24 protein-coding genes are annotated in these 25,793 nt (G+C 70.5%); 8 read left to right on the top strand and 16 right to left on the bottom strand.

The genetic code is table 11. The features are described 5' to 3' along the window. Positions 1 to 33: 33 nt before the first annotated feature. From O7632_RS25715 to O7632_RS25685, 7 genes are all read right to left on the bottom strand, one after another. Positions 34 to 879 carry a DUF6182 family protein gene (locus O7632_RS25715; RefSeq protein ID WP_278117932.1) on the bottom strand — a complete coding sequence of 282 codons (846 nt, stop codon included), beginning with the start codon at positions 877 to 879 and terminating at the stop codon, positions 34 to 36. Continuing rightward, the gene (locus O7632_RS25710; protein ID WP_278117930.1) at positions 876 to 2,246 is read right to left on the bottom strand and encodes a hypothetical protein; all 1,371 of its coding nucleotides are present in this window, start codon (positions 2,244 to 2,246) and stop codon (positions 876 to 878) included. Before O7632_RS25710 ends, O7632_RS25715 begins: the two co-directional genes overlap by 4 nt. 37 nt (positions 2,247 to 2,283) lie before the next feature. Then, positions 2,284 to 3,141 carry an SAM-dependent methyltransferase gene (locus O7632_RS25705; protein WP_278117928.1) on the bottom strand — a complete coding sequence of 286 codons (858 nt, stop codon included), beginning with the start codon at positions 3,139 to 3,141 and terminating at the stop codon, positions 2,284 to 2,286. Continuing rightward, a complete protein-coding gene (locus tag O7632_RS25700) occupies positions 3,138 to 4,865 on the bottom strand; it encodes a GH3 auxin-responsive promoter family protein (protein WP_278117927.1) in 1,728 nt (575 codons plus the stop codon). The genes O7632_RS25705 and O7632_RS25700 overlap by 4 nt, the downstream gene beginning before the upstream one ends. Next, positions 4,862 to 5,548, bottom strand: coding sequence for a hypothetical protein (locus O7632_RS25695; RefSeq protein WP_278117925.1), 687 nt, complete (start codon positions 5,546 to 5,548; stop codon positions 4,862 to 4,864). The genes O7632_RS25700 and O7632_RS25695 overlap by 4 nt, the downstream gene beginning before the upstream one ends. A gap of 288 nt (positions 5,549 to 5,836) precedes the next feature. Then, the gene (locus tag O7632_RS25690; RefSeq protein ID WP_278117924.1) at positions 5,837 to 6,244 is read right to left on the bottom strand and encodes a VOC family protein; all 408 of its coding nucleotides are present in this window, start codon (positions 6,242 to 6,244) and stop codon (positions 5,837 to 5,839) included. After that, positions 6,244 to 7,329: a LacI family DNA-binding transcriptional regulator gene (locus tag O7632_RS25685; protein ID WP_278117923.1), complete on the bottom strand. Its 1,086-nt coding sequence runs from the start codon at positions 7,327 to 7,329 to the stop codon at positions 6,244 to 6,246. The genes O7632_RS25690 and O7632_RS25685 overlap by 1 nt, the downstream gene beginning before the upstream one ends. A gap of 333 nt (positions 7,330 to 7,662) precedes the next feature. Between O7632_RS25685 and O7632_RS25680 the strand changes: the two genes are divergently transcribed. From O7632_RS25680 to O7632_RS25645, 8 genes are all read left to right on the top strand, one after another. Then, positions 7,663 to 8,973, top strand: a complete 1,311-nt coding sequence (locus O7632_RS25680) for a PHB depolymerase family esterase (protein WP_278120389.1) — start codon at positions 7,663 to 7,665, stop codon at positions 8,971 to 8,973. A 214-nt stretch (positions 8,974 to 9,187) separates the two neighbouring features. Next, positions 9,188 to 10,129 carry a TauD/TfdA family dioxygenase gene (locus O7632_RS25675; RefSeq protein ID WP_278117921.1) on the top strand — a complete coding sequence of 314 codons (942 nt, stop codon included), beginning with the start codon at positions 9,188 to 9,190 and terminating at the stop codon, positions 10,127 to 10,129. A 69-nt stretch (positions 10,130 to 10,198) separates the two neighbouring features. Further along, positions 10,199 to 11,446 carry an ATP-grasp domain-containing protein gene (locus O7632_RS25670; protein WP_278117919.1) on the top strand — a complete coding sequence of 416 codons (1,248 nt, stop codon included), beginning with the start codon at positions 10,199 to 10,201 and terminating at the stop codon, positions 11,444 to 11,446. Further along, complete coding sequence (locus O7632_RS25665) at positions 11,436 to 11,795, top strand: hypothetical protein (protein WP_278117918.1); 360 nt, start codon at positions 11,436 to 11,438, stop codon at positions 11,793 to 11,795. Before O7632_RS25670 ends, O7632_RS25665 begins: the two co-directional genes overlap by 11 nt. Further along, a complete protein-coding gene (locus O7632_RS25660) occupies positions 11,792 to 13,036 on the top strand; it encodes a biotin carboxylase (protein ID WP_278117916.1) in 1,245 nt (414 codons plus the stop codon). The genes O7632_RS25665 and O7632_RS25660 overlap by 4 nt, the downstream gene beginning before the upstream one ends. A gap of 110 nt (positions 13,037 to 13,146) precedes the next feature. Further along, positions 13,147 to 14,334: a tryptophan synthase subunit beta gene (gene trpB, locus O7632_RS25655; RefSeq protein WP_278120387.1), complete on the top strand. Its 1,188-nt coding sequence runs from the start codon at positions 13,147 to 13,149 to the stop codon at positions 14,332 to 14,334. Then, complete coding sequence (gene trpA, locus O7632_RS25650; RefSeq protein WP_347403603.1) at positions 14,331 to 15,173, top strand: tryptophan synthase subunit alpha; 843 nt, start codon at positions 14,331 to 14,333, stop codon at positions 15,171 to 15,173. Before trpB ends, trpA begins: the two co-directional genes overlap by 4 nt. After that, on the top strand, positions 15,148 to 16,011 hold the full coding sequence (locus O7632_RS25645) for a GntR family transcriptional regulator (RefSeq protein ID WP_278117914.1): 864 nt from the start codon (positions 15,148 to 15,150) through the stop codon (positions 16,009 to 16,011). Before trpA ends, O7632_RS25645 begins: the two co-directional genes overlap by 26 nt. Here O7632_RS25645 and O7632_RS25640 read toward each other — a convergent pair. The 9 genes from O7632_RS25640 to O7632_RS25600 all read right to left on the bottom strand — a co-directional run bounded on the left by O7632_RS25640 (position 15,954) and on the right by O7632_RS25600 (position 25,542). Next, positions 15,954 to 16,580, bottom strand: coding sequence for a LysE family translocator (locus O7632_RS25640; protein ID WP_278120384.1), 627 nt, complete (start codon positions 16,578 to 16,580; stop codon positions 15,954 to 15,956). The genes O7632_RS25645 and O7632_RS25640 overlap by 58 nt on opposite strands. A gap of 110 nt (positions 16,581 to 16,690) precedes the next feature. Next, entirely contained in the window at positions 16,691 to 17,815 is a 1,125-nt protein-coding gene (locus O7632_RS25635; RefSeq protein ID WP_278117912.1) for a helix-turn-helix transcriptional regulator, read from the bottom strand. Further along, positions 17,808 to 17,951, bottom strand: coding sequence for a hypothetical protein (locus O7632_RS25630; protein ID WP_278117911.1), 144 nt, complete (start codon positions 17,949 to 17,951; stop codon positions 17,808 to 17,810). The genes O7632_RS25635 and O7632_RS25630 overlap by 8 nt, the downstream gene beginning before the upstream one ends. 14 nt (positions 17,952 to 17,965) lie before the next feature. After that, a complete protein-coding gene (locus tag O7632_RS25625) occupies positions 17,966 to 19,801 on the bottom strand; it encodes a carbamoyltransferase (protein WP_278117909.1) in 1,836 nt (611 codons plus the stop codon). A 68-nt stretch (positions 19,802 to 19,869) separates the two neighbouring features. Beyond that, a complete protein-coding gene (locus tag O7632_RS25620) occupies positions 19,870 to 22,050 on the bottom strand; it encodes an iron-containing redox enzyme family protein (protein WP_278117907.1) in 2,181 nt (726 codons plus the stop codon). A gap of 168 nt (positions 22,051 to 22,218) precedes the next feature. Beyond that, positions 22,219 to 23,259: an Inducer of phenazine A gene (locus O7632_RS25615; protein WP_278117906.1), complete on the bottom strand. Its 1,041-nt coding sequence runs from the start codon at positions 23,257 to 23,259 to the stop codon at positions 22,219 to 22,221. 169 nt (positions 23,260 to 23,428) lie between these two features. After that, complete coding sequence (locus tag O7632_RS25610; protein WP_278117905.1) at positions 23,429 to 24,238, bottom strand: SDR family oxidoreductase; 810 nt, start codon at positions 24,236 to 24,238, stop codon at positions 23,429 to 23,431. A gap of 267 nt (positions 24,239 to 24,505) precedes the next feature. Continuing rightward, the gene (locus tag O7632_RS25605; protein ID WP_278117903.1) at positions 24,506 to 24,730 is read right to left on the bottom strand and encodes a hypothetical protein; all 225 of its coding nucleotides are present in this window, start codon (positions 24,728 to 24,730) and stop codon (positions 24,506 to 24,508) included. Continuing rightward, complete coding sequence (locus tag O7632_RS25600; RefSeq protein WP_278117901.1) at positions 24,667 to 25,542, bottom strand: DUF262 domain-containing protein; 876 nt, start codon at positions 25,540 to 25,542, stop codon at positions 24,667 to 24,669. The genes O7632_RS25605 and O7632_RS25600 overlap by 64 nt, the downstream gene beginning before the upstream one ends. Positions 25,543 to 25,793: the final 251 nt, after the last annotated feature.

Here is a 25,793-nt window from a genome sequence, read left to right as displayed (position 1 = left end):
TCGGTCGTCGTCGTGGCGACGACGGTCAGCAGGTCACCTTGTGGTGGGTGCCGACGACGGCCCGCCGCCGGGTGGCGTCTGGTCGGTCAGGCCGGCGTATGCCCGCAGCCGTTGCGGGTCGCGGGAGTCGACGTCGATCCGCAGCGCCGGATATGCCTCCCATGTCCCGGTCAGCCGGGGTACCGGCCGCACCGTCAGCTCGTCACCCGGCCCGACGAGTCCGTCCAGCACCGCTTCGGCCAGCAGGTGATTGAGGTGGATCAGCGCGTCGGCGACCGTCAGCCCGATGGTGCAGAGTTCGACCCGCCACCGGCGCGGCCGGCGCGTACCCTCCGGGCCGGGACCTCCGACCGGCAGCCGCACGACGTGGTGCGCGCCGTCGACCGGGCGCTTGCCGTCGTAGGTGCGCAGCAGCCGGCGCAGCCCGGCGCTCGTGGCGTCCGGGGCCGGCCCGGACCAGGCCATCGTCGCGTCCGTACTGACCTGGTCGAAGGTGAAGCGGTGGCACAGGTTGCCCGGGTCGCCGGCCAGGAACAGGGTACGGGTGAAGGACCGCCGCCACAGCCGCGCCCGCGTCGCGTCGAGCCCGGCGGCGAAGACACAGCTGTCGCGGATCCAACCGGTCAGGTCGACGGTGCCCAGCACGACGACGACGGATACCGGTGGGCCGTCGTTGTCGCCGCGCGCGATCTCCTCCCGCACGGCGCGCAGGGCGTACGGGTCGGCGAGGTCGTGGCGTCGGGCCAGCTCCGGGCGGGCCGCCTCGATCCGCCGGGCCAACAGGGCGCGCAGCTGCTGCTGCGCGTCGTCCGCTGTCGGACTGGATGACCCGGACAGCGGCCCCGGTGCGGCGGGCACGGTCGTCGCTGGCGTGGTCACAGGTACACCGCCGTCAGGAGTTCAGGCATCGGTCCGGGCCGGTGCCGGGCGGTCAGCCCGCAGGTGAGCCGGTACGGGTCGACGTAGACGTGGTCGCGGCGGTGACGTCCGACCGCGCTGGCCAGTTCGGGGGCGGTGCCGGCCAGTTCGGAGGCGGTGCCGGCCAGTTCGGGGGCGGTGCCGGTCGACCCACCGGGGAGGCCGATCCCGCCACCGGATCCGCTGTGCCCGCCGGATCCGCTGTGGCCGCCGGATCCGCTGTGGCCGCCGGATCCGCTGTGGCCGCCGGATCCGCTGTGGCCGCCGGATCCGCTGTGGCCGACCCGGTCCAGCAGTGCGGCGGCCCGGGACAGACAGTTCCGCAGCAGGTCGGGGCGAAACGACTGCTGATCGCCGGGACCCAGGGTGGCGACGAAATACATCCGGGCACCCAGTCGCAGCGCCGCGTCGTCGTACCCGGCCGCGACCGTACGCAGTAGATCCGCGGCGGTGTGGCCGTGCCAGTCGCCGTGCCGGGCGGAGCGGATCCGACCGTCGATCGGTACCCGGCCGATGGCTACCCGGCGTACCGTCGGCCCGACCAGTGACAGCACCCGCTGCAACAGCACGTAGTCCGGCTCCAGTTCCCGGTCGTAGAGCAGGACCACCTCGTCGTACCGGTCGACCAGCGGCAGCAGTTCGCGCAACGCGCAGGTCAGATAGTTGATCCGCCCGTCGGCGTCGACGATCCGGCGCAACGGCAACCCGTACCGGGTCGCGTCCAGGTAGACCGGTCCGCCGTCGGGTCGCAGGTCCAGACAGAGCCGGTGTGCACGAAGCAGGTCCAGCGTCGCGGCCAGCGACAGGCCGGGCCGCCGCGTGCCGGTCAGCCCCGGGTCGTGCAGACCGAGCCGGGCGTAGTGCCCTGTCCAGTGGCGCAACACCTGCCGCCCGGCCGGATGGACCCAGCCGTCCTCGACCGCCGCCACGTACGGCCGCAGCGCAGCCGCCGAGACGGCCTGCCGGTCGGCGCGCTGGTCGGCCCGGTACCGCACGTACAGCTGGCCGATCTCCTCCTCGGAGCAGCCCGCGTAGTCGGCGTCGCCGAAGGTGCGGTCCAGGTACTCCCAGAATCCGAGGGTCTGCTCGGTCAGATGGTAGGCGTCGGGCTGGTACAGGTAGGTCACCTCGGCGACCTGCGCGGTGGCCCGGAACATCACGTCCGTCCAGAACAGCCCCTTGAGGTGGCTGGGCGTCAGCGGCTTCGACGGGGTGACGGTGACCGGGGCCAGCAGCACCCGGGGCCGGCCGCCGCCGACCCCGGTGTCCGTCGGCCGGTGCCGGGTGGCTTCGGCACCGACCGGGCCGAGATCGGTCGGCGCGTTCACCTCGGCACCGACCCGGGGTTCGACGTACCCGCGCCCATCAGCGACACTCGGCGTCGACGAAAAACACCCGTCGGACCCCGGGCTCCGACCGGGGCGGGACCGGGTCGGGCCAGCGCCCGTAGTGGGCGTCCGGGTCACCGGGCTGGACCGCCCGCGCGGTCATGCCGTACGCGGCGAACAGTCCCTCGGGGTCGTCGGTGCCGAACACCCACGGGCAACCCCAGTCGGCGAAGACCCGCAGCAGGTTCTGCATGCTCGGCAGGGTCAGCGCGGTCTCGTTGACCAGGTCGGCCAGCACCCGGCTGCCCGGCGCGGCCACCGCCCGGATCCGGCCGAGCAGCTGCCTGACCCGCTCCTCGGGCAGGTAGTAGAGCAGCCCTTCGAGCAGCCACACCGACGGCTGGTCCGGCTGGTAGCCGGCGGCCGTCAGGCGTTCCTCCCAGTCGTCGGCGGTCAGATCGGCCGGTACGGTGAGCCGCCTGACCCGAGGGTTCCGCCCGGCCAGCCGCTGTTCCTTGTAGGCCAGCACCGCCGGCCGGTCCATCTCGAACCAGCGCAGCCGGTCGGGCCAGTCCAGCCGGTAGGCCCGGGAGTCGACGCCGGCCGGGGCGAGGACCAGCTGGGTGACCGTCGGATCGTCGACCAGCTCCCGCAGCCGGTCGTCGAGGAACCGGGTCCGGATGGCGTTGTAGTCGGGTGTGCTCGGCAGGTCGCTGGGCCGGTCCGGTGGGAAGGTCACCCGGACCACTTCGGCGAGCAGTTCCGGACCGATCCGACCGGCGAGTTCGGCGGCGTACGGGTCGTCGTAGAGCCGGTCCGGTCGGCTGGTCTCGGCGGCGCGCAACGCCGCGGTGAGCAACGCGGTCCGCTCGACGGCGGCCAGGGGCGCGGTCACCGGGCCACACTCGCAGTCCGTGCGGCCGGCGGCCCGCCGGCATCGACCGCGAGACGGTCCGGTGTCGGCTCGGGCGGCGCGGTCAGTTGCTGCCAGGCGGCCTCGTCCGGCCGGAACATCCGGTCCTTGACCTGGGTGGGACGCACACCGGCGGCGACCGAGCGCTGCCAGTCCCGCAGGAACGCGTCCGGGTCGAGCAGGGTCAGCGTCGGCGTGCCGAGCCGCCCGGACCGGCGAGCGTCGCGGTAGCCGGGCGACTCGGTGCCCAGCCCGGTGTCCAGGGCGGCGACGAAGCGGTCGGTCTCGTCGGCGCTCCACGGTGACCGGCCGGCCAGCGCGAACTCGTAGGACGGCGGACCGCCGGTCGGAGTGGACACCCGGCAGGCGGCGTTGCGCAGCTCCAGTCCGGTCGACTCGGTCGCCCCGGCCAGCGCGCGGACCACCTGGACGTCGCGGAGCGCTTCACCGGCCGCGTCGGAGCGGGTGGCGCGTCCGGCGTACGAGAGTCGGGGTACCCCGCCCTGGTGGTCGACGACCCGGACGACGTCGCCGACCGCGTACCGGTAGAGGCCGCCCACGTGGCTGAAGACGACCTGGTATTCCCGGCCGGTCTCCAGTTGGTCGAAGGTCAGCGTCGGAATGTCCGGGCGCAGCGGCGTGTCGGCGTCGACGAACTCGTAGACGCAGGCGTCGGCGACCATGCTGCCGGCGCTGCCGTGCCGGTCGAGGGCGACCGCGACCGGTCCTTCGGAGGCGGCCACCGGTGCCGGCAGCACGGTCACTCCGATGCCGTACTCCTCGCGGAGTCGGGGCAGGTAGAGCGAGGCCAGCCCGGTGGTCCAGCAGAAGATCACCCGCAGGTTCGGCCACAGGTGTGCCGGCCGCAGCGTGCCGTACCGGTCGACCAGTGCCTCGATCTCGGCCGCCCGGCCCGGATCCGGGTCGGCGTACGGGTGCCCGCCGAGGGTGCCGTCGCGGATCTCGCGCACCATCCGTGGCCACCAGAGCCCGAGCTGGTACGGCACTGCGGCCACCATCGCCGGGTTGATCCCGATCACGCCGCGTACGTCGCTCTGCGCGGCCAGCCGCAACCGCAGGTACGCCTTTTCCAGGTGGTCGTCGTCGGCGACCGGTACGGCCAGCGTCGCCCAGGGTGCGCGGGTGCCGGGCTCAGCGGAGAGCGGTTCGCCGAAGTAGGAGCCGAAGTCGACCTGGCTGGCGCCCACGTGTGGGTCGCCGGAGCTGGTGGTCGGTGGCCGTACCAGCGGGTCGTGTTTGAGGTTGAGCATCGCGTCCGGCCGGGCCAGCACGTCCGGGAAGTGCTCGGCCAGCGGTGCCCAGGCCGCGTAGTAGAACGGGAAGAAGGTGGTCTTCATGAAGCGCGGGGTGACCGGGATCTTCTTGTGCGCGCCGGTGGTGCCGCTGCTGGTGAAGTAGACGGCGGGCCGGTCGGCGGTCAGCACCCGTTCCTCGCCTGCGGCCATCCGTTCGATCCACGGTCCGAGGGCGGAATAGTCGTGCACCGGTACGGCCGACCGGTAGTCGTCCAGATCCCGTATCTTGGCGAAGTCGTGTCGGCGGCCGAAGTCGGTGTCTGCGTTGAATTCCAGCAGATCCGTCAGCACCCGGTGCTGGGATCTGGCGGCCTGGGTGAACGCGGCGCGGAGCCGTTCTCGTTCGGCGAAGACACGTTCGCGGTACCGTTCGAGATCTGTGCCGGTCATCGGGAGAGGGCCTCCTGTATCGCGAGGGCCGTGTCGGCCACGCTGGGCTGTTCGTCGATCACGGTGACCGGTAGGTGCCGGATCTCTTCCGCGAGCGCTGTGGCCAGGTCAGTCTGGAATCGCGCGAAATTGACCGGATCTGGTCTGGGTCCATAGTGTTCGAGCCGATTGGCCAGCCGCCCACTGTCGCTGCGCTGCCACGCGGTCTGCGGCGACACGTTGAGGTAGATGACGCGCGCGGGTTGGGGAAACGACCGCCACCAGTGGAACATCGGATGGTCGGCCACTCCGACCAATCGACATTTGGCCAGGATCTTGTAGTAGTACGAGTCGACCAGCGTCGGGACGTCGCGGTCCACCGTAGCGCCGGCGCCGTCCGCCTCGACGATCCGGTCCCGCAGGTGGACGACGGCGGTCTGCAGCATCCCGGCGAGGAAATCCGCCGAGTACGCCCGGCCGAGCTGCGGGAGGACGTCGCGGACCACGATTCGGCGCAGCTCGGCGACGGTTCCGTGCCGGGCGTCGAGGAACGTGTCGTCAGTGGAGACGAGTCGGAGTCGGTCGGTGGATTCGGCCAGGCGGCTCATCGCCGATGACTTGCCGGTGTAGTCGCCGCCGAGCAGGACCACGAAGTCGGGACAGCTCGACGGCGCAGGGCTGGCCGAGAGACGACCGTCGGGCATGGCGAACCCCCCTCATCCGCGCGGACCTCACGGCGTGTGGAATTCCTGTGGACTCTACTAGGCCCGCGCGACGCCGTCTGGTCGTACGCGTTGCCGAACAATGACGTCCACAGTGCATGCGATGGGGGGATACCGGCGGATTCCGACCGGTCGAGCGGGCGATCATAGCGGTGCTCGACAATGGATTCTATATCCTGAGCAGCGGCTTTGTCTGACCGGCGTGCGTCAGACGGAATCCGTCTGCCGGAATCCGTCTGCCGAGGAGCAGGCCGGGGCGTTCGGTCGGGGTCAGGCCCGGCTGGAGATCTGCTGCACGGCCCACCCGTTGCCGTCCGGGTCGGTGAAGTAGAAGAAGCCGACGTTGTCCAGCGGATCCGGTACGGGGTGCGGGTTCTCGCCGAGTACCTGGATGTCGCTGACCGCGACGCCGCGATCGGTCAACTCGGCGTGGGCGGCCTTGATGTCGGCGACCACCAGCTGCAGTCCGTGCAGCGAACCGGGTGTCATGTCCGGTACGGCGCCCTTGCCGATCACCACCGAACACCCCGATCCCGGCGGGGTCAGCTGGATGATCCGTACGTCGTCGTTGACCGTCATGTCGTGGTCGACGACGAAGCCGAGTTGCCCGGCGTAGAACTCCTTGGCCCGGTCCAGGTCCGAAACCGGGACCACGACCACTTCCAGCGTCCAGTTCATCAGTCGGATCCCATCCGTGGTGCGGCGGTGCTCTCCCGGACGACCAGCGTAGTGCCGATCTCGATCCGGGTGTTGGTGGCCGGCCGTCCGGCGGCGAGGTCCAGTATCAGCCGTGCCGCGGTGGCGGCCATCTCGGCCAGTGGCTGGCGGATCGTGGTCAGTGGTGGACAGCACCAGCGGGCGTTGTCGATGTCGTCGAAGCCGACCACACTCAGGTCACGCGGGACGGTCAGCCCGAGCCGCCAGGCCGCCGTGTACACGCCGAGCGCCTGCAGGTCATTGCCGCACACCACGGCCGTCGGCGGTTCCGGTCGATCGAGCAGTTGGCGACCCAGCTCCTGGCCGTCCTCGAAGAAGAACCGGCCGCTGCGGACGAGGGCTTCGTCGAGGCGCAGGCCACTGGCGTCCATCGCCGCCCGGCAGCCTTCCAGCCGGGCCCGGGCGCCGAGCGAGTCGGCTGGTCCGCTGATCACGGCGATCCGCCGGTGGCCGAGCTCGAGCAGGTGCCGGGTGGCGGTGATGCCGCCGTTCCAGTTGGTCGCGCCGACCGACGGGGTGGGGTGCAGCGGCTCGCCGATCGGGTCGAGCGCGACGAGCGGGATGGCGCTGGCGGCCAGTTGCGCGTGCTGTTCGGGGGTGAAGGCCGAGTAGACGGCGATCACCCCGACGGGCCGGCGGCCGAGCAGCTGCTCGGCCCAGGACCGGCCCGGTACGGTCCGTCCCCGCGCTTCGGTGAAGCCGACGGAGAGCTCATGGGCGCTGGCGACCTGTTCGACCCCGCGCAGGATCTCGATCGCCAGGTGGCTTTCCAGTTGGTAGAAGACGACTTCGATGCCGGCGGCCGGGGTGGCGCTGCCGGGGCGCTGGTAGCCGTGCTCCCGTAGCAGCGCCTCGATCCGCCGTCGGGTGTCCAGGGCGACTCCGGACCGGCCGTTGAGCACCTTGGAGACCGTTGGTTTGGAGACGCCGGCGAGCTCGGCGATCGTCGCGACGGACAGCTCGCGGCGACGGCGGCCGCGGCGCTGTCGATCGCGTACGCCGTCCGCCGCCGGCTCGTCTGACGGGTACGCGGAGCCTGGGTCCACGACTGTCGCGCCAACCTTCCTCTTGCCATCGGGTCACGTTCGGCCCATCGTACGGAGTGTCGAAGCGCTTCCATAGGAGCGGCTCGATGTCGATCTGGGTCGGCCTTGTCTTCGGAACCGTTTCTATCGATAATAGTAACTGTTTCGAGCCGGGAACGAGTCGGGTGCCTGGGCAGCCCCGTCAGCTACCCCTACCCCTACCTCCCCACGCGTGTTCGGAGGCACCACATGAGACTGACCCACCAAACAAGCCACAAGAGACTCAGGGGTGCGGTGTCGGCCATCGTCGCCACCGCCGTCACCGCGGCGGCCGCCGCCACGGCCATCCTCACGATGGCCGCGCCGGCCTCGGCCGCCACCCTCACCGAGGTCACCAACTTCGGTACGAACCCGAGCAACCTGCGGATGCACCTGTACGTGCCGGACCGCGTCGCCACCCGTCCGGCGATCCTGGTCGCGCTGCACTACTGCACCGGCACCGGCCCGGTGTTCTACTCCAACACCCAATACGCCTCGCTGGCCGACCGGTACGGCTACATCGTGATCTACCCGACCGCCAACCGCAGCAGCCAGTGCTTCGACGTCTACTCCCCGCAGGCACTGACCCGGGGCGGCGGCAGCGACCCGGTGGGCATCCGCTCGATGGTCAGCTACGTGCAGCAGCGCTACAACGCCGACCCCGGCCGGGTCTTCGCCACCGGAACGTCCTCCGGCGCGATGATGACCAACGTCATGCTCGGGGTTTACCCGGACGTGTTCGCCGCCGGGGCGGCCTTCGCCGGCGTTCCGTTCACCTGTTTCGCCACCACCGGTGGCTCCGAGTGGAACAGCCAGTGCGCCAACGGCCAGATCGTCCGTACGGCCCAGCAGTGGGGCGACGCGGTCCGCAACGCCAACCCGAGCTACCGGGGGCCGTGGCCGCGGATGCAGATCTGGCACGGCACCAACGACGACACGCTGCGCTACCCCAACTTCGACGAGCAGATCAAGCAGTGGACCAACGTGCACGGGTTGAGCCAGACCCCGACCTACACCGACAGCCCGCAGGCCAACTACACCCGCACCCGGTACGGCGGTTCCGGCGGCATGGCGCCGGTCGAGGCGATCAGCATGCAGGGCACCGGACACAATTTGCCGGTCGACGCCGCCCAGGTGATCCGGTTCTTCGGCCTGGACGGCACCACGCCGACGACCGTACCGCCGACCACGGCACCACCCACGACCGCTCCGCCGACCACCGCACCGCCGACCACGGCACCACCCACGACCGCTCCGCCGACCACCGCGCCACCCACGACGGTGCCACCGACCACGCCACCGCCGTCCGGAGCGTGCCGGGTCAGCTACGGCGTGAACGCGTGGAACAACGGTTTGGTCGCCTCGGTCATCATCACCAACTCCGGCAGCAGCACGATCAACGGCTGGAGCCTCGGCTTCACGCTGCCGTCCGGGCAGACGATCATCTCCGGCTGGAACGCGACGTACTCGCCGACCAGCGGCGTGGTGACCGCCCGCAACATGTCCTACAACCCCACCATCGCGCCGAACGGCTCGCAGAGCATCGGCTTCCAGGCCACCCACACCGGCAACAGCGGTAGTCCGACCTCCTTCACCCTCAACGGCACCACCTGCGCCATCGGCTGAACCACCCCGGCCGCGTACCGCTGCGGCGCCCCGCGTCTACCCGCGCGGGGCGCCGTCCGCGTGTCCGCCGTCCGCGTGTCCGCCGTCGCGGGTCCGGCGTCCGGTGACCGGTTGCGGACGATGCCGGTGCGTGCCACCGCCAGGCCGCTGACAGCGGCCGGACCCGATCGACACGATGGGATCGGCTCGGTGACACACCCCGGCGGAGGCATCGATGAACTTGTTGAGAGTGGCTGTACTGACGCTCGACGGCGGCACCCGGGATCTCCTCGACAAGGAGATCGGCGAACGGGTGTCCGCCTCCGCGCTCGACCCGGACACGGACGAGGCGATCCTGGCACACATCGGCGCGCACGCGCTCAGCCGGTATCTACCCGGCGAGGTGCTGCACGCCCTGCAGACGTTCACCCACACCGGGCGGCACGCGCTGGTGCTGCGCAACCTGCCGGCCGGCGACTATCCGCCGACCCCGGTCACCGGCTTCGGTCAGGAGACCCCACTCGCCGAAACCAACGCGGTGCAGCTCGGCCTGATCCAGCTCCTCGGGATCACCCCGTTCGCCGTCGACTACGAAAACGGCGGACGGCTGATCCGCAACGTCGTTCCGAACCCGAGCGCGGCCGGGACGACGAGCTCGTGGGGAGCCGACTCCGAGTTCTTCTGGCACACCGACAACCCGCACCTGCCGTTCGGCGAACCGGGCAGCGACCCGCGACTGTCCATGCCGCGTTATCTGACGTTCTACGGCATCCGTAACGAAGAAGCCGTACCGACCGAGATCGCGGCGGTCGAAGACGCGCTGCCGCTGGTCGACGACGCGACCCGGCGGGTGCTGCGGTCGCCGGCGTACGACATCGGCGCGCCGGCCTCCAACGACGCCGAGGCGGTCTACGGCAACACGGTGATCCTGGATCAAGGGCCGGACGGGACCCTGGTCCGGTTCGACCGGGGGACCACCCGGGCGCGCGACGCGGTCGCCGCGTCGGCGCTGCAGGCGTGGATCGGCGCCCTGGCGCGGGTGCCCCGCCGGGAACTGGTGCTGGGCGCCGGCGATTTCCTGATCTTCGACAACTACCGGGTACTGCACCGCCGGTCCCGCTTCACGCCCGCGCCCGCCGCGACCGCGCGCTGGTTGCGGCGCTGCTACGCCAGCTGAGCCCTCGGATTCACACACTGCGCGGATGCGCCCGACCCAACAGTCCACTGTGCTACAAGGAGGAAGTCCATGTTCCGGATTGCCATGATCGGCGGCCGGCCCGCGCCCATCGTCGGCGCCAAGGAGTTGGGGATCGACGTCGTTCTGGTACATCAGGAGGGAGCGTACGACGAGTCCATCGCGGCGCACTGCGAGCGGATCATCCACGCCCCGATCGAGGACAGCGACGCGATCCTGGACGTCCTGCTGCCGCTGCACCGCCAGCGCCCCTTCGACCGGGTGATGACCACGACCGAACCCGCCGGCGTCTCCACCGGCGCGGTGGTCGACGCGCTCGGCCTGCCCGGCGTGAGCGAGGCGACCGCGCGGGCGATGCTCAACAAGGCACTCACCCGCGCGTTGCTGGCCGAGCATGATCTCAGCCCGGTCCGCAACCGGGTGGTGCACAGCGCTGCCGAGGCCGCCGAGTTCTTCGAGCAGATCGGTGGCGCGATCGTGGTCAAGCCGATCGACGGCGTGGCCAGCATGTACATCAACCTGGTCCGCAGCGCCGACGACGCGGCCCTGGCCTGGAAGGTGCTCACCGACGCCGGGATCACGTCGGCGCTGGCCGAGGAGTTCCTCGAAGGCCCGGTGGTCAGCGTGGACTCGTTCTCGTTCGGCGGCCGCCACGTGCCGATCGGCTACTCCGAGTACCGGATGAACGACCGCTTCGTGGAATGGGAGGTGAGCACCCCGAGCCGGTTCGCCACCGCCCAGCTCGCCGCCTTGCGCGAGCTGACCCCCAAGCTGCTCGACGCGGTCGGGCTGACCGAAGGGCCGTCGCACAGCGAGTTCGTGTTGACCGCCGACGGGCCCCGGGTTCTCGAGTCCCACGCCCGGCTGGCCGGCAGCGGCGCACCCGAGCTGGTCCGCCGGGCCTTCGGGGTCGACATCCAGCGGATGATGCTGACCGTACCGCTGGGTCTGGAGCCCTTGCCGGCGGCGTCGCCGGAACCGATCGCCGCGGCGGCGGTGCGCTTCTTCACCCCCGATCCCGGGACGGTACGCGGCGTGCACGTCCCCGACGACCTGGACGCGGCGGTGAAGTACCTGCCGAAGGGGGTGGTGCCCAAGGTGTTCCTGCCCTACCTGGACGAGCTGCGCGACGCCGAGGTCGGGGTCGTGATCCAGAAGAGCGCGGGCGACACCGTTCCGCCGCTGCTGACCGTCGCCGACTGCACCAGCGGTTACGTCATCGCGACGGGCCGGGACGCCGACGACGCCGTCGCCCGCTGCGACGCGGTCAACGACCGGATCCGCTTCGATGTCGTCTGACCTGGACCAGCGGGACATGGTCGAGGCCGTCACCGTGGGCGAGTCCGGGGGCGTGGTCGAGTCCGTGGCCGAGTCCGTGGTCGAGTCCGTGGCCGAGGAGACCGGGTACGACATCCACGCCCTGTTGCGGCTGGCCCACCGGTGCGTCGTCACCCAGTTCGGCGACGACGATCCGCTGTCACAGACGGCGATGCACCTGATCAGTTCCGCCGCGGAACTCGTGGTGATGCTGCCGGTCGGCGACCTGGACGCGGCCCGCCAGGCGTTGTCGCATGCCCGTGCGGCGGTCACCACCGCGAGCTACGCCGTCCACCGGGTGCACGACGAGGCGCGGAGCAGGGCGTCATGACCGGACAGATCATCGTGCTGAACCGGTGGCGGGACCGCTACGCCCGTTACGCGGACTACCTCGACCACGACGCCCACCGGGTGAGTTACGTGACCACCGCACTCGGTCGCGACTCGGTCCCGGCCGGGGCGACGGCGGCGGTCGTGGTGCGCGACATCGAGGATCTGGAGCAGGTACGGGGCGCGGTGCGCGGGTTGATCGACCGGTGGGGGCACCCCGAGCGGTTGGTCGCCCTCAACGAAGGCGACCTGATCACCGCCGCCCGGTTACGTGCCGAGCTGGGCCTGCCCGGGCAGCACCCGTCGGCGGTCGCCCGCTTCCGCGACAAGCTGGTGATGACCCGGCTGGTCGCCGACGCCGGCGTCCGGACGTTGGCGTTCGCCGACGCGCCGGACGTCGACGCGGTACGGGTGTTCGCCGAGTCCCACGGCTGGCCGGTGGTGGTCAAGCCGCGACGCGGTACGGCGAGCCGGGGCATCCAGGTGCTGAACTCGGCGGCCGACCTGTCCCGGTTGGCCGACCTGCCGCCGGAGCCCCGGCTGGTCCAGCGCTTCTGTCCCGCGCCGATCTACCACATCGACGGGCTGTGGACCGGTGCCGAGCTGGGTCCGTGGCGGGCGTCGCGGTACGTCAACGCGCCGGCCGCCTTCACCAGCGGGGCGGTGCTCGGCTCGGTCGAGGTGGACGACCCGCTGCTGCTGGCGGAGCTGGGCCGGTTCACGGCGGCGGTGGCGGGTGCCCTCAGCGATCAGCCGTGGGTGTTCCACATGGAGGCGTTCGCCGACGCCGACGTGGCACCGACGTTTCTGGAGGTGGGCTACCGGGTCGGCGGCGCGGAGATTCCGTTCCTGTGGCGGGAGGTGCACGGTGTCGACCTGATGACCGCCGCCGTGGACGTGCAGCTGGGCCGGACTCCGGTGCTGTCGCCGCCGGCCACCTGGCGGACCGGCGGCTGGCTGCTGGTGCCGACGCCGGTCCCGGCGCCGTGCGAGGTGGTCGTGGCCACCGATCCGTCGGCGCTGGCCGACATCGAGTGCCTGTACGCGTCCCGGGTCCCTCGTCCCGGTCAGGCCATTCCCCGCATCGGCGGGTACGAGCACGTCGGGGCGCGGTTCCGGTTCGGCGGCGCGGACACCGCGACCGTGGAGAAGGCGCTGCTCGACGTCGCGGCACGGTTCCGGTTGGAGTGCCGGCCGGGCTCGTTCGGTGGGCGGGTCCGGCTTGGGTCGCCGTACCCGTGACTCGTGTTTTGTTCTAGAACTCTGTTCTAGAACGCGATACGCTCACCGTCATGAGCCAACTCGTCCCCGCCCCCCACCGCGATCGCGCCCTCCACACCGGCCCGCCCGGCATGGAAGCTGTGTCCCGCACGGGACCGGGTGCGGCCGACCCCGGCGTCACCGGTCGATTCGGTGCCTACGGTGGTCGGTACGTGCCCGAGTCCCTCGTCCCGGCCTGCCAGGAACTCGAACGCGAGTTCCGGGCGGCATGGGCCGACGCCGAGTTCCACCGCCAACTCGACCGGCTGCTGCGGGTGCACGCCGGCCGGCCGACCGCGTTGACACCGGCCTGGCGGCTCTCCGCCGAACTCGGGATCACCCTGCTGTTCAAACGGGAGGACCTGGCCAACACCGGCTCCCACAAGATCAACAACGTCCTCGGCCAGGCGTTGCTCGCCAACCGGATGGGCAAACCACGCATCATCGCCGAGACCGGCGCCGGTCAGCACGGCGTGGCCACCGCCACCGCCGCCGCACTGCTGGGGTTGCGCGCCACCGTCTTCATGGGCAGCCGGGACATCGAACGCCAGGCCCCCAACGTCTACCGGATGCGACTGCTCGGCGCCGAGGTGGTGCCGGTCGACGTCGGCAGCCGTACGCTCAAGGATGCCTGCACCGAAGCGATGCGGCACTGGGTGTCCACCGTGCACGACACCTACTACTGCGTCGGCTCGGTCGTCGGCCCCCACCCCTACCCGTGGATGGTCCGCGAGTTCCAGCGGGTCATCGGCGACGAGGCCCGCCGCCAGGTGGCCGCCGAGCTGACCACCTCGGTGCCGGACTACGTGGTGGCCTGCGTCGGCGGCGGCTCCAACGCCGCCGGGACCTTCGCCGGTTTCGTGGACACCAGCGCGCGGCTCGTCGGGGTCGAAGCCGCCGGCGGGGCGGCGATCAGCTCCGGCCGGGCCGGCGTGGTGCACGGCTTCCGGTCGATGGTGCTGCAGGACGACGACGGCCAGATCGCCGAGGCCCACTCGATCGCGGCCGGACTCGACTACCCGGGCGTCGGGCCGGAACACGCCCACCTGCACGACCTCGGCCGGGCCCGCTACGTCGCCGTCGACGACCAGGCGGTCCGCGCGGCCGTGGTCCGCCTGGCCCGGACCGAAGGCATCATCGCCGCCCTGGAATCCGCCCACGCCCTGGCCTGGATCATCCAGGCAGCCGAGTCCGGCGAACTCCCCAGCGGAGCCACCGTGCTGATGACCCTCTCGGGTCGCGGCGACAAGGACATCCCCGCGATGATGGAGGCCGGTTGAGCCCGCACCAGATCTCGCCGGGGACCCAGCAGACGTTGCCCGGGACGAGCCCACACCAGGCGTTGCGTCGGGGCGACCGCAAGCTGATCGTTCCGTTCGTCACCGGCGGCATCAGCACCGACTGGACCGCCTACCTCGACGCGTACGCGCGGGCCGGCGCCGACGCGATCGAGATCGGCCTGCCGTTCTCCGACCCGATGCTCGACGGGCCGATCATCCAGCGGGCCAACGACGTCGCCCTGGCCGGCGGCGCCGGTGTCCGCCGGATCCTGGCCGACCTCGCGACGGTCTCCACCAACGTCCCACTGATCGTGATGACCTACTACAACCTGGTACAACAGCACGGCCCGAGACGGTTCTGCGCGGCCCTGGCCCAGGCCGGCGTACGCGGCCTGATCGTGCCCGACGTCCCGCTGGAGGAACTCGACGACCTCGAACCGGCCGCCGCCGCCGAAGGCGTCGACCTCGTCCTGCTGGCCGCCCCGTCCACGCCGCCCGACCGGCTGCGCGACATCGCCGGCCGCAGCCGGGGATTCGTGTACGCGGTGAGTCTGATGGGCACCACCGGAGTCCGCGACGAGTTGGCCCCCGAGGCACTCGACCTGGCCGCCACCCTGACCGCCTGCACCGACCTGCCGGTGCTGCTCGGGCTGGGTATCTCCACCGCCCGACACGCGATCGCCGCCGCCCGAGCGGCCGACGGCGTCGTCATCGGTTCTATCCTGATGCGACAGGTGCTCGACGGGGCCGATCCGGCGACTGCGGGAGCCTGGCTGGCAGCCGTCCGCCGCGCCGTGGATCAGGAGTTTCCCCATGCCCGCTCGGAGCCACAGCACTGAGCCGTCGGGCCGCCGTACGCCCAAGTATCTCGCCATCGCCGCGGACCTGGAGGCTCGGATCCGGTCGGGGGAGTACCCGGCCGGATCCGCGCTGCCCGCGCAGCGGGCGCTGAGCGCGGCGTACGGCGTCACGCTGATGACGCTGCGTCAGGCGCTGGAGGTGTTGACCGACCGGGGTCTGGTGGTGTCGCACGCCGGCCGGATGACGCTGGTCGCCTCGCCACAGGCCAACTACCGGTTGGACACGTTGCGCAGCTTCACCGAGGACCTGCGGGAGCAGGGACACGACGTCACCACGGTGGTCTGTGATGTCGGGCTCCGGCGACCGCCCAGCTGGGTGGCTGGCTGGCTCGGTGCCGGCCGGGCGCTGCGGCTGGAACGGCTCCGCCGTATCGACGGTCAAGCCGCCATCCAACAGGAGTCGTGGGTCCCGATGCCCTACGCCGAGTCGCTGCGGGAGCGCGACTTCAGCCACGAGTCGCTCTACCACGCCCTCGCCGGGGTCGGGGTGGCCGTCGAACGGGCGACCGAGCGGATCCGGCCCGGCGCGCTGGACGCCAAGGTCGCCGCCCTACTCGGCCGGCCCGCCGCCACCCCCACCTGGGAGAGCCTGCGGGTGACCGAAAGCTTCACCGGGGCGTACGTGGTGGTGGACCGGGCGGTCATCGTCGGGGACCTGGTCGAGATCTACACCGAGCGGTCGGCCCAGGGGGTCATGTTGCGCTGGGGCCAGTCCGGCAGCCCGCACGATCCTCGTTCGGGCACCGCGACGGGCACCCCTCACTCGGCCACCGCGACGCGTACCGCCAAGGCGGCCAACACCGTACCCATCAGGTAGCGCTGGATGCGCAACCAGGTCGGCCGATGCTTGAGGAACAGCGAGATGGAACTGGCGAACAGCACGATCAACGCGTTGACCGTACCGGCGACGACGATCTGCGTCAGACCGAGGATCATGGTCTGCTCGATGATGTGACCGCGCGCCGGGTCGACGAACTGCGGCAGCAGCGACATGTACAGGATGGCGATCTTCGGGTTGAGCAGATTGGTCACCAACCCCATGGTGAACAGTTTGCGCCGCGAGTCCGGTGGCAGCACCCTCGGCTCGAACGCCGAGTGCCCGCCCGGCCGTAACGCGCTCCAGGCCAGCCACAGCAGGTAGGCCGCCCCCGCCAGCTTGATAGCGGTGTAGAGCCACGGGACGATCGCGAGTACGGCCGCCACGCCGACGGCGACGAGCGCCAGGTAGACGACGAATCCGGCGATCACGCCACCCAGCGAGATCAACCCCGCCTGACGTCCCTGCACGATCGACCGCGAGGCCAGATAGATCATGTTCGGGCCGGGTGTCAGGACCATGCCGAGCGCGATCGTCCCGATGCCGATCACCGCGGCGGTGCTCACCACCATCGTCGGACCTCCATCGTCGGACCTCACCTTTTCGTGGGCAGGGAAACCCGGCCACGTATGGCAGGAAACACGGGCCGCCAGCACGCTGGCCCGCCGGGTAATCCGAGTCACCAGAAGGGATAGGAGTCGCTTCCCCGGCCGGCGACGGACACGTCCTCATTCAACGGCAAGAGGCCGAGTTCGGCAATACGCACGCCGGCCTGGAACCGGCTGGTGACGTTCAATTCCTCCATGATCGCGGCGACGTGCCGGCGGCAGGTACGGGTCGCCAATCCGAGTCGATGGGCGATCGCCTCGTCTTTCAGGCCGGCGGCCATCAGCCGGAGCACCGACATCCTGATCTCTGCGGAAATGCGCCTGTAGTCGTCGTCACAGTCGCCGGCGTACGGCGTGGCATACGACCAGGCGCGGTCGAAGCCACGGCGGAGGAATTCGACCACCGGGGCGTGGGTCAGCACCACCGAGCCGGACTCTGGTTCCTGCGGTGGTGCCAGCGGCAGCACCGCCGATCCGTCCACCAGCAGCAGGTGCTCCAACGCGTCGCCGGTGGTCCGGACCTGACCGCCGTGGTCGGCGATCACCTTGGCGTACGTCCGCATGCCGAGGTTGGCGCGGACCGTGTGTTGGCGCAGGATCCGGCACCGGACCCCCGGACGGAGCAGGCCCGGGTCGATGGGATCCGGCAGTGGACCCCGGGCCCCGCCAGGCTGCGTCACGAGCACCTCTTCCGTGCAGGCCAGCAGCATCTCGTTGATCTCCCGGCGGACCTGTACGGGATCGGACACCACCCGGATCCCGTCGCCGTCCGGCCCGATCCGGACGGTGTCCGACAGGGCCTGAGCGGCTCGTTCCAGCTGCCGGTTGGTGAACTCGATGGCGGAGCGGCGGACCAGGATCTCGTCGACCAGCGGTTCGCTGGCCAGTGCGCGGGCCCGATCCGGGTGCACCGGAACGAAGGTGCCCGGCTGCCGGCCGGGCTCCAGCAGCCGCAGGCTCAGGAGCGTGGCGCAGGCCCGTTCGGCGTCCGTGCGCGACCAGGCGAACGTGGACACGACGGACTCCACGCTGACCTGCCCGGTCGCCGCCGCGTGCCGGTAGACCGCCAGGCTCGTCTCGGTCAGCTGGGCGGGCCAGGCCATCGTCGTTCCCGGGCGGTCCGGCCCGGCGGCTGAACCACCCGGTCCGGTGTGGACCCTGGCCTGGCTGGCCAGACCCGTCGACTGGTCACTCATGGTCGACCCGCGACGGTGTCCAGTAGCTGTCGGCCTGTCGCCGCCAGCGCCGCCGCATCGGATCCGGGCCGATCCGGGCCAACCAGCCGACCGGCGTCATGACGAGAAAATAGAACAGGAACAGCAGTGCGGTCACGATGACATCTCCTGTCAATCGAGTGGGATGGCGTCGCGCCAGTCGTCCTTCTCTTGCCACGGCGGCTGATCCGCCTTGTCGAGGAGGTATCCTCCGATGGCCAGATAATCGATGTTCGTCCGCATGAAGCAGGTGTAGGCGTCGGCCGGAGTGTTGACGATCGGCTCGCCCCGTACATTGAACGAGGTGTTGACGACGACCGGGCAGCCGGTCAATTCCTTGAAAGCGGCCAGCAGCCGGTGATAGGTCGGGTTGTCCTCGGGCGTCACCGTCTGCACCCGGGCCGAGGAATCGACGTGGGTGACCGCCGGGATCGTCGACCGTCGGACCCGCAGCAGGTCGAGGCCGGAGAGATCCGCCGGGGCGTCGGACTGGACCCGCTGGGCGGCCGCGACCGGCGCGACGATCAACATGTACGGGCTGTCCTGGGTGAGTTCGAAGTACTCCTTGGCGTCCGGAGCGAGCACCGACGGCGCGAACGGCCGGAACGACTCCCTGAACTTGATTTTGACGTTCATCGCCGACTGCATGGTCGGATTGCGGGGATCGCCGAGGATGGACCGCGCCCCGAGCGCCCGCGGACCGAACTCCATCCGCCCCTGGAACCAGCCGACGATCTTGCCGGCGTCCAGCAGCGCCGCGACCCTCCGGGCCAACTCGTCCCCGGTGAGCCGGACATACGGCGCCGAGCGCTCGTCCAGGTAGGCCGCGATCTCCTCGTCGCCGTACGCCGGGCCGAGCAGCGACCCCGACATCGCGTCCCGCCCGGGACCCGGACGGTGCCGCGCCGCACCCCGCTCGGCGGCGACGAGCATCGCGGCACCGAGCGAACCACCGGCGTCACCGGCCGCCGGCTGCACCCAGACCTCGTCGAAGATCCCCTCCTGCACGATCTTGCCGTTGGCCACGCAGTTGAGTGCCACCCCACCAGCCAGGCACAGCCGCGACTCCCCGGTCATCGTCCGGGCCGTCCGCGCCAACCGCAGCACCACCTCCTCGGTCACCTGCTGCACCGACGCGGCGAGGTCGAACTCCCGCTGGGTCAGCGCCGCCTCGGGCTGCCGGCGCGGACCGCCGAACAGCCGCTCGAACCCCCGCCCGGTCATCACCTGCCCCCGCAGGTACTCGAAGTAGCGCATGTTCAACCGGAACGATCCGTCCGGCTTGACGTCGATGAGCTCGTCACGGATCCGCTGGACGTAGGTCGGCCGGCCGTACGGGGCCAGCCCCATCACCTTGTACTCGCCGGAGTCCACCTTGAACCCGCAGTAGTAGGTGAACGCCGAATACAGCATGCCGAGCGAGTGCGGGAACTGGATCTCGACCAGTGGTTCCACCGTCGCCCCACGCCCGTGCCACAGCGTGGTGGTGGCCCATTCGCCCACCCCGTCGATGCAGAGCACCGCCGCCGAATCGTACGGGCTGGGCAGGAACGCCGACGCCGCGTGCGACTCGTGGTGGCGACGGCACACCACCGGCGGCACCGGACCGAGTCCCAGTTCGCGCAGTTCGTCGGCGACGGTCCGATCCGCTTCCCGCTTCCACGACCGCCACTCGGGCAGTGTCTGCCGAAACGACGCGAAGCCGGCCGGTACCCCACCCAGGTAGCTGGCCAGCACCCGGCGGAACTTCAGTCGCGGATCCTCGTAGTAGGCGACCGTGGACACGGCACCCAGGTCGACCCCGGCGTGCTCCAGGCAGTAGCGCACGGCCCGGGCCGGGAACCGCGAATCGTGCCGGCGGCGGCTGAACCGCTCCTCCTGGGCGGCCGCGACCGGCACGCCGTCGCTGATCAGCGCGGCGGCGCTGTCGTGGTAGTAGGCGGACACTCCCAGAACCAGGTCAGGCATGGCATGCTCCCCAGGTCAGGCTTTGCTGCTACGGCTGGCATCGGCTATCTGTCTACGGGTGGTGTCGGCTACCGCCGGCCGGCGTTGGCCCGCTGGGCTCGCCGCTGCGCCCGACGGGCCCAGAAGTCCGAGGGCGGGTTGAGCGAGCGGTATCCGACCCGGACCCGCGCCCAGGCGGCATCGCGACCCTCGGCGCCGTGGGTGGTCGCGATCGCCCCGAGGTACGTGTCCACCGCGTCGGCAGCCCAGGCGGAATGCCCTGTCGCCACGTTGTCGATCGTGTTGTGGATGTCGACGAACCGGGTCGAGAAGCCGTACTCCTTCAGGGCGATCCGCGCCCGCCGGTAGCTGCCGCCGACCCCGGACAGCTCCATCGCCACGTTCAAACCCAGGATCTCCGGTACGTGGGTGCGCGCCAACCGGCCGACGCTCAGCCAGTAGACCGGCAACTCGAAGGACTCGTCGCGCAACACCGGCGAGTGGGCGAACTCCGGCGAACCTGTCGGGGGCAGCCGTACTCCCATCTGGTCGAGGACCTCGCGATAGATCAACGGATGGTTGAGCTTGAGCTCGCCGTTGCCCAGCTCGTCCCAGTACGTCTCGAACAGGAAGTGCCCGTACTCGGAGGAAGCGAGCTCGTAGTCGGTGAAGCCCTGCAGCCACGCGCCGTCGATCAAGGTCAGCGGGGCGAGCTGCACCGTGGCGTCGACCAGGTCCTCCCGCGACGGTACGGTGCCGCCGCTGTCGAACTCGGCCGCGTGGCGGTCGTGCTGCTCCTGCAGCCAGGGCCGCAGCCCTTCCGGGCCCCATCGGGCGGGCAGCTGGTTGACCGCACCGGCCAGGTCGTGCGCGGAGCGGGCGAGCCAGCCGGCGACGTAGTCCTGCGCGAATCGCCGTACCTGCGGGGTGTCCACCCGGCGGACCAGCTGGTGATAGGCGTCGCGCAGACCCATCGCCCCCCGGCGCGGCCCCGTTCGGCCGGTCCCCGTTCGGCCCGTCGTCGGGCTGTCGTCGTCGGTCACCGGGCTGTCGTCGCCGGCCGGTGCCGAGACGCGGATATTGAGTCCGGGCACCGTCGCGGTGGTGACCGGCAGGGACTCCGCCGGTAGCGCGTCGATCCAGCGGCGGAGTACTGCCAGGTCCTCCGGGGAGAAGACCCGGAACATCGGCCCGCGTTCGCCGACCAGCCCGGACACCAGGGGACTGGCCGCCGAGCGGCCCGGCTTGACGAGCTTGCTGCCGGCCAGCGCGGCCATCAACGGACCCGGGTCGGTACGGGCGTCGGCGAGCCAGTCCGACAGCGACCGGCCCGCCAACTGGAACTGCTGGTGGTAGACCAGCCCTTCGCGGGCCCGGTTGCGCAGCAGCTCCGCCATCTCGTACCCCGGATCCCGCGCCGCCGTCAGGTCGGCCAGGATCTCCTCGGCGAACCGCCGGTCCGCCGCCGCCGCCCAACGGAATCCGCTGGCGACGCGGGGTCCGGCGGTGCCGTCGACGCCAAGCAGGTCGACGGCTTCCCGGATCCCGACCAGGCTCGCACTGGTGTCGATCCGGTCCCAGTCGGTGGCGTTCGGCATCAGCCGGCGCACCTCGGCCAGCGCCGGCGGCAGGCCGACAGCTCGCAGATACAGGTCGGCGCCGAGGATCTCGGGCCGGAACCGGTCCGGCATCCGGCTCATCGCCAGCAACAGCGCGGGCAGATAGAAGGCACTGTCCGGGACCCTCGGATCGATGGTCAGCCGCGTGGTCGGCACCGCGTTCTCCGAGCACGACAGGTGCCGCAGCAAGGTGAGGTAGGCGCTGCCCCGGGCGGCACGTGGCCGGCCGACGCCGACGTCGTTCGCGTACAGCGCGAGCACCTGCATGGTCAGCGCCTCGTCGGCGTTGCTGGGATCGCTGAGCCACTGCAACCACGCCCCGCCGATCAGGGCGATCGGCGCGTAGCTGACGACCGCCCGCCGGACCAGCACCGCTTCGGTCCGTTCGTCGAGCTGCCGCCACAGGGCGTCCTGGCGCTGCCGGACCCGGTCCAGCTCCTGCCGAGCCTCGGCCACCAGCTCGTCCCACGACGGTGCCGGCGCGGCGGCGGGTCCGGCGGTTGGTCCGGGGGCGGGTCCGGCGGTTGGTCCGGGGGCGGGTCCGGCCAACCGGGTGACCTCCCGATCGATCTCGTCGGCCCAGCGGGGCGGTAGCAGCAGCTCGGGGTCGAAGACGTAGGCGTAGACACCCCTGGCGTCGAGGCCGTCCATGGTTCTTCTCCTCCCGGCTAGAACATGGGGTAGATGGAGGCGTCGGAGTTAGGCTTCGGCTTGCGGCGGAAGATGCGGGCGAAGAGACGCTTGATGAGCGACATCGGATCACCTTTCGGTCGGTAGACGAGTTGTCGTCAGGACGGCCGGCGTCAGGGGCGGCCGGGGTCAGGACAGTTCCAGTTGTTCGGCGAGGACCCGGGTGACGATGTCCGAGCCCAGGTCGGTGAAGTGCGCCCGATCGACGAACATCCAGTCGGTCGGCGAAACCGTCTCGGCCAACGCCGGTGAGATGTCCACGAATCTGATGTCGCGCTTCTCGCAGGCCTCCCGTAGCTGCGCGGCGTAGGTCCGGCCGGTCTCCCGGGTCGCGATGTCGCCGTACAACTGCCAGAAGTTCGAAATCTCGTCCAGCTCGCCGAAGAGCTGCCGTTCCTCGGGCGCCGGGTCGTCGCGGATCCAGGTCGCCAGCGGCTGCAGGACGTACGAGATCCGGGCGTCCGGTGCCAGCAGCCGCCAACTGTCGAGGTTGCGGGCGGTCAGTTCGACCGCGCCCGACACCCGTTCGGGCAGTGGCCGGACCTCGGGTTCCGTCGGGGAAGCGGTGCCGCCGCCGGCCCGTAGCCGGCGGCCGAGGCGGCCCTGTGGCTTGCGGTGCGCGGCACGGAGCGTCTCCATGGCGTTGAAGTACTCGCCACAGTTGAAGAAGGCACCGTGCTCGCCGCGCTGCTCGGCGGGGAGACGGCTCAACGCCAGATCGTTGAGGCCGGAGAAGAACACGATCTCGTCGATCGGTGGCAGCAGGTGACGGAACAGTAGGAACAGCATTGCCTCCTGAGTGGAGTTGAAGCTACGGCCGGCGAAGTTGAGCCACGGCTTCGACGGCGCGTACCGCGACCACAGCAGCGTGGCCATCGTCTGGTCGTCGGCGGTGACCCCGATGCCGAAGGCGCTGGAGCTGCCGACCAGCAACCGGACCGATCCGTCCGGCAGCCGGGCCCCGGCCGACGCCTGCCCGGCATGACCGGCGCCGTCGGGTCCTTGTGGGCCTTGTGACGGGCGGAAACCGAGCCGGTCGGTGGTGATCACGTCCGACCGGTAGTCCGCGCGGTGAAAGTACATGAGGTACGGCAACCAGCGAGTCTGTGACCGGTCGTCGAAGTCGTCGTACTGGAGCATCTGGGGGGTCAAAGCCGCACGTGCGGACATGGCGGTAGCAGCTCCTTGCGGATCTCGTCAGGACAGGGGCGGATGAGGCGCTTCGACGGCACTTTCTGCGGCCACGTGCGACTGGCGTCGGACGGGCGTGGGTTGTCGCGGCCGGTGGGTCAGGCGGACGAGCCCGGCCAGGCTCGACGATGATGGACGGGACGGATGGTCAGATCGCGCAGCCCGGGACCCCCGGCGGACCGGACCGTGCCGTGGCGGTCTGCTGGACCGGGGCCGCGCCGATGGCGGACCGGTGGACCTTGTGCTGTGCCGCCTGGGCGAGTGGCCGAACCACCAAACGGTCGACGTTGACGTGCCCCGGCAGTCCCACGACGAAGGACACACACGCGGCGACGTCCTCGGCGGACAGCGGCTGCTCGACTCCTGCGTAGACGGCGGCGGCCCGCGCGGCGTCACCCCGGAACCGGTTGAGCGCGAATTCGTCGGTCCGGACCATGCCGGGCGCGATCTCGACGACCCGTACGGGCTGTCCGCACAATTCCAACCGGAGGGTTTCGGTCAACGCGTGCTGGGCGTGCTTGGCCGCCGAATAGCCGCCGCCGGTTTCGTAGTTGACGGAGGCGGCGGTGGAGGTGATGTTGACGATGGTGCCGCCACTTCCCGCGCTGAGTTTGGGCAGCAACGCCTGGGTGAGGTGCAGGGTGCCCAGCACGTTGATCTGGAACATCCGTTCCCAGTCGGCGGGGTCGCCGGTGGCGACCTCGTCCGCGCCGAAGGCGCCTCCGGCGTTGTTGACCAGCACGTCACAGGAGGGGATCGAGTCGGTCATCGTACGGACGGCGGCCCGATCGGTGACGTCGACCTGGGCCACCCGTCCCTGGATCTTGTCGGCGAGCGACTCCAGCCGGGCTTTCCGGCGAGCCACCAGGACCACGTGGTAACCGTCGTCGGCGAGCCGGACCGCCGTCGCGGCGCCGATTCCGCTACTTGCGCCAGTTACCACCGCGAGGCCAGGCATGGTTCCCCCGAAGATCGACTGATACAGATGTATGCAACGAGGCGACTGTAGGCATGGTCACTGTTTGGGGTCAATCCTTCAGCAATACGTGATCATCGATAGTGACGCGCGCCACTATCTGGCAGTTGTCGTCCGCGACTGAGGCGATCAGACCGATCACTGAAAGCCTGGCGAAACCTGTGAATGAACGATCACGCCGTTCGCTCAGCTAGGCCGTCACCCAGCCGCTGGAAGTCCGCCGGAGCAGCGCAGCACGAGCCGGGCAGGCTACCCCAGGGGTGATGACACCGGTAGGAAAGGGCTGGGCTGGTCGGTCCAGGACACCTGCTGCAGCAGCGGGTAGACGGTGGTGGCGCCCCAGGCGTGCAGCCGGGTCAGCCGCCGCCGGACCTCGGGGTCGGGCTCGTTCTGCGGGTGCAGGATGATCTTCAGCAGCGCGCCGAGGTGACTGAACCGGCGTACCTCCGCTTCGATCTCCGCCTCGCCGCGCATGCCGTTGAGCCGCTTCTGGTGCGCGGCATAGATGTCGGTCTGCTTGGCGCGGCCGTCGCGCTGCACCAGGTCGAGCCAGAAGAGCAGCTCGAGGTCCTCTCCTGCAGCGGGAACCACAGCGACCTGTAGACGGTCTCGCCCCGGGTCGGCAGCCGCATGAAAAGGTAGTTGCGCAGCAGGTCGGCCTGGGTCAACTGCAGGCCGGTGTTGTTCAGCGACTCGAAGATCCGGTAGACGTTGTCGCCGGCCTGCGCGGTGACCGCCACCAGTGCCAACCCGGTGATGACGGCGTTCTCGATCCGCGCGATGTCGAACGGGTCCTCGGGGTCGTCGTACTCCCGCAGCCGGCTGGCGAAGAACCGGTACGCCGAGCCGACGTGGTCGCTGCCGCCGACCTGCGGGGTCGACTCCACACAGGCCAGGTACGCGTCCCGGTCAGCCTGGGTGGGTACGAGTTTGAGCCGGTGCGGATCGGACTCGAACTGGTTGATCAAATACAGCTGCTCGATGCGCCCCCGGTGCTTCGGATCCTCGGTCTTCGCCCGGTGGTCCCGGATCGCGCAGAGCAGGATCGACAGGGTGGTGAGGCGCTGCTGCCCGTCGACGACCAGGAACTCCTGCACCCCGACCGGGCCGAGACCGGGGCTGGGTGCCAGCACCACCGAGCCGATGAAGTGGGTGGCGGCCGGGTCGGCGCGGCGGTCCTCGGCGAGCTTCTTGATGTCCTCCCAGAGCCCCTTGCACTGCTGCTCGGACCACGAGTACGTCCGCTGGTACAGCGGCACCTGGTACTGCTTGGTGCCTTCGAGCAACTTCTGCAGCGTCGTCTCCTGCGCCGCGACCGTCGGCTACTCCCGTCTAGTGTGCACACTCCTCGAACCCGGGCAATGCAACCAGAGTGCGCGTCAATGGACAACGGCCAGGCGTACGAGTTGTCGGGTGTTCGTTCGGCCCGCCGGAGGCGGTTATCGGACACCTCGGAGGGCGACTGGCTGTGTCCTTGGCAATTCGAAGCGGGCAACTTGCTGCGCCTGGCTGGCGGCGCTGCGCCGAGCGGGTAGCC

Origin of the sequence: Solwaraspora sp. WMMD406 (assembly GCF_029626025.1) — a bacterium.
GTDB lineage: Bacteria > Actinomycetota > Actinomycetes > Mycobacteriales > Micromonosporaceae > Micromonospora_E.
Note: the sequence above shows the minus strand (reverse complement) of the source record. Positions and strands in the feature narration are given on the sequence as shown.

What these genes read in the sequence shown, in the direction of transcription:
- O7632_RS25625 (WP_278117909.1), bottom strand. Translation starts at nt 19,801, where the DNA reads ATGCCTGACCTGGTTCTGGGAGTGTCCGCCTACTACCACGACAGCGCC.
- O7632_RS25620 (WP_278117907.1), bottom strand. Translation starts at nt 22,050, where the DNA reads ATGGACGGCCTCGACGCCAGGGGTGTCTACGCCTACGTCTTCGACCCC.
- O7632_RS25605 (WP_278117903.1), bottom strand. Translation starts at nt 24,730, where the DNA reads ATGCGCGGCGAGGCGGAGATCGAAGCGGAGGTACGCCGGTTCAGTCAC.
- O7632_RS25690 (WP_278117924.1), bottom strand. Translation starts at nt 6,244, where the DNA reads ATGAACTGGACGCTGGAAGTGGTCGTGGTCCCGGTTTCGGACCTGGAC.
- O7632_RS25700 (WP_278117927.1), bottom strand. Translation starts at nt 4,865, where the DNA reads ATGACCGGCACAGATCTCGAACGGTACCGCGAACGTGTCTTCGCCGAA.
- O7632_RS25665 (WP_278117918.1), top strand. Translation starts at nt 11,436, where the DNA reads ATGTCGTCTGACCTGGACCAGCGGGACATGGTCGAGGCCGTCACCGTG.
- trpB (WP_278120387.1), top strand. Translation starts at nt 13,147, where the DNA reads ATGGAAGCTGTGTCCCGCACGGGACCGGGTGCGGCCGACCCCGGCGTC.
- O7632_RS25635 (WP_278117912.1), bottom strand. Translation starts at nt 17,815, where the DNA reads ATGAGTGACCAGTCGACGGGTCTGGCCAGCCAGGCCAGGGTCCACACC.
- O7632_RS25695 (WP_278117925.1), bottom strand. Translation starts at nt 5,548, where the DNA reads ATGCCCGACGGTCGTCTCTCGGCCAGCCCTGCGCCGTCGAGCTGTCCC.
- O7632_RS25670 (WP_278117919.1), top strand. Translation starts at nt 10,199, where the DNA reads ATGTTCCGGATTGCCATGATCGGCGGCCGGCCCGCGCCCATCGTCGGC.
- O7632_RS25675 (WP_278117921.1), top strand. Translation starts at nt 9,188, where the DNA reads ATGAACTTGTTGAGAGTGGCTGTACTGACGCTCGACGGCGGCACCCGG.
- O7632_RS25645 (WP_278117914.1), top strand. Translation starts at nt 15,148, where the DNA reads ATGCCCGCTCGGAGCCACAGCACTGAGCCGTCGGGCCGCCGTACGCCC.
- O7632_RS25615 (WP_278117906.1), bottom strand. Translation starts at nt 23,259, where the DNA reads ATGTCCGCACGTGCGGCTTTGACCCCCCAGATGCTCCAGTACGACGAC.
- O7632_RS25610 (WP_278117905.1), bottom strand. Translation starts at nt 24,238, where the DNA reads ATGCCTGGCCTCGCGGTGGTAACTGGCGCAAGTAGCGGAATCGGCGCC.
- O7632_RS25680 (WP_278120389.1), top strand. Translation starts at nt 7,663, where the DNA reads ATGGCCGCGCCGGCCTCGGCCGCCACCCTCACCGAGGTCACCAACTTC.
- O7632_RS25660 (WP_278117916.1), top strand. Translation starts at nt 11,792, where the DNA reads ATGACCGGACAGATCATCGTGCTGAACCGGTGGCGGGACCGCTACGCC.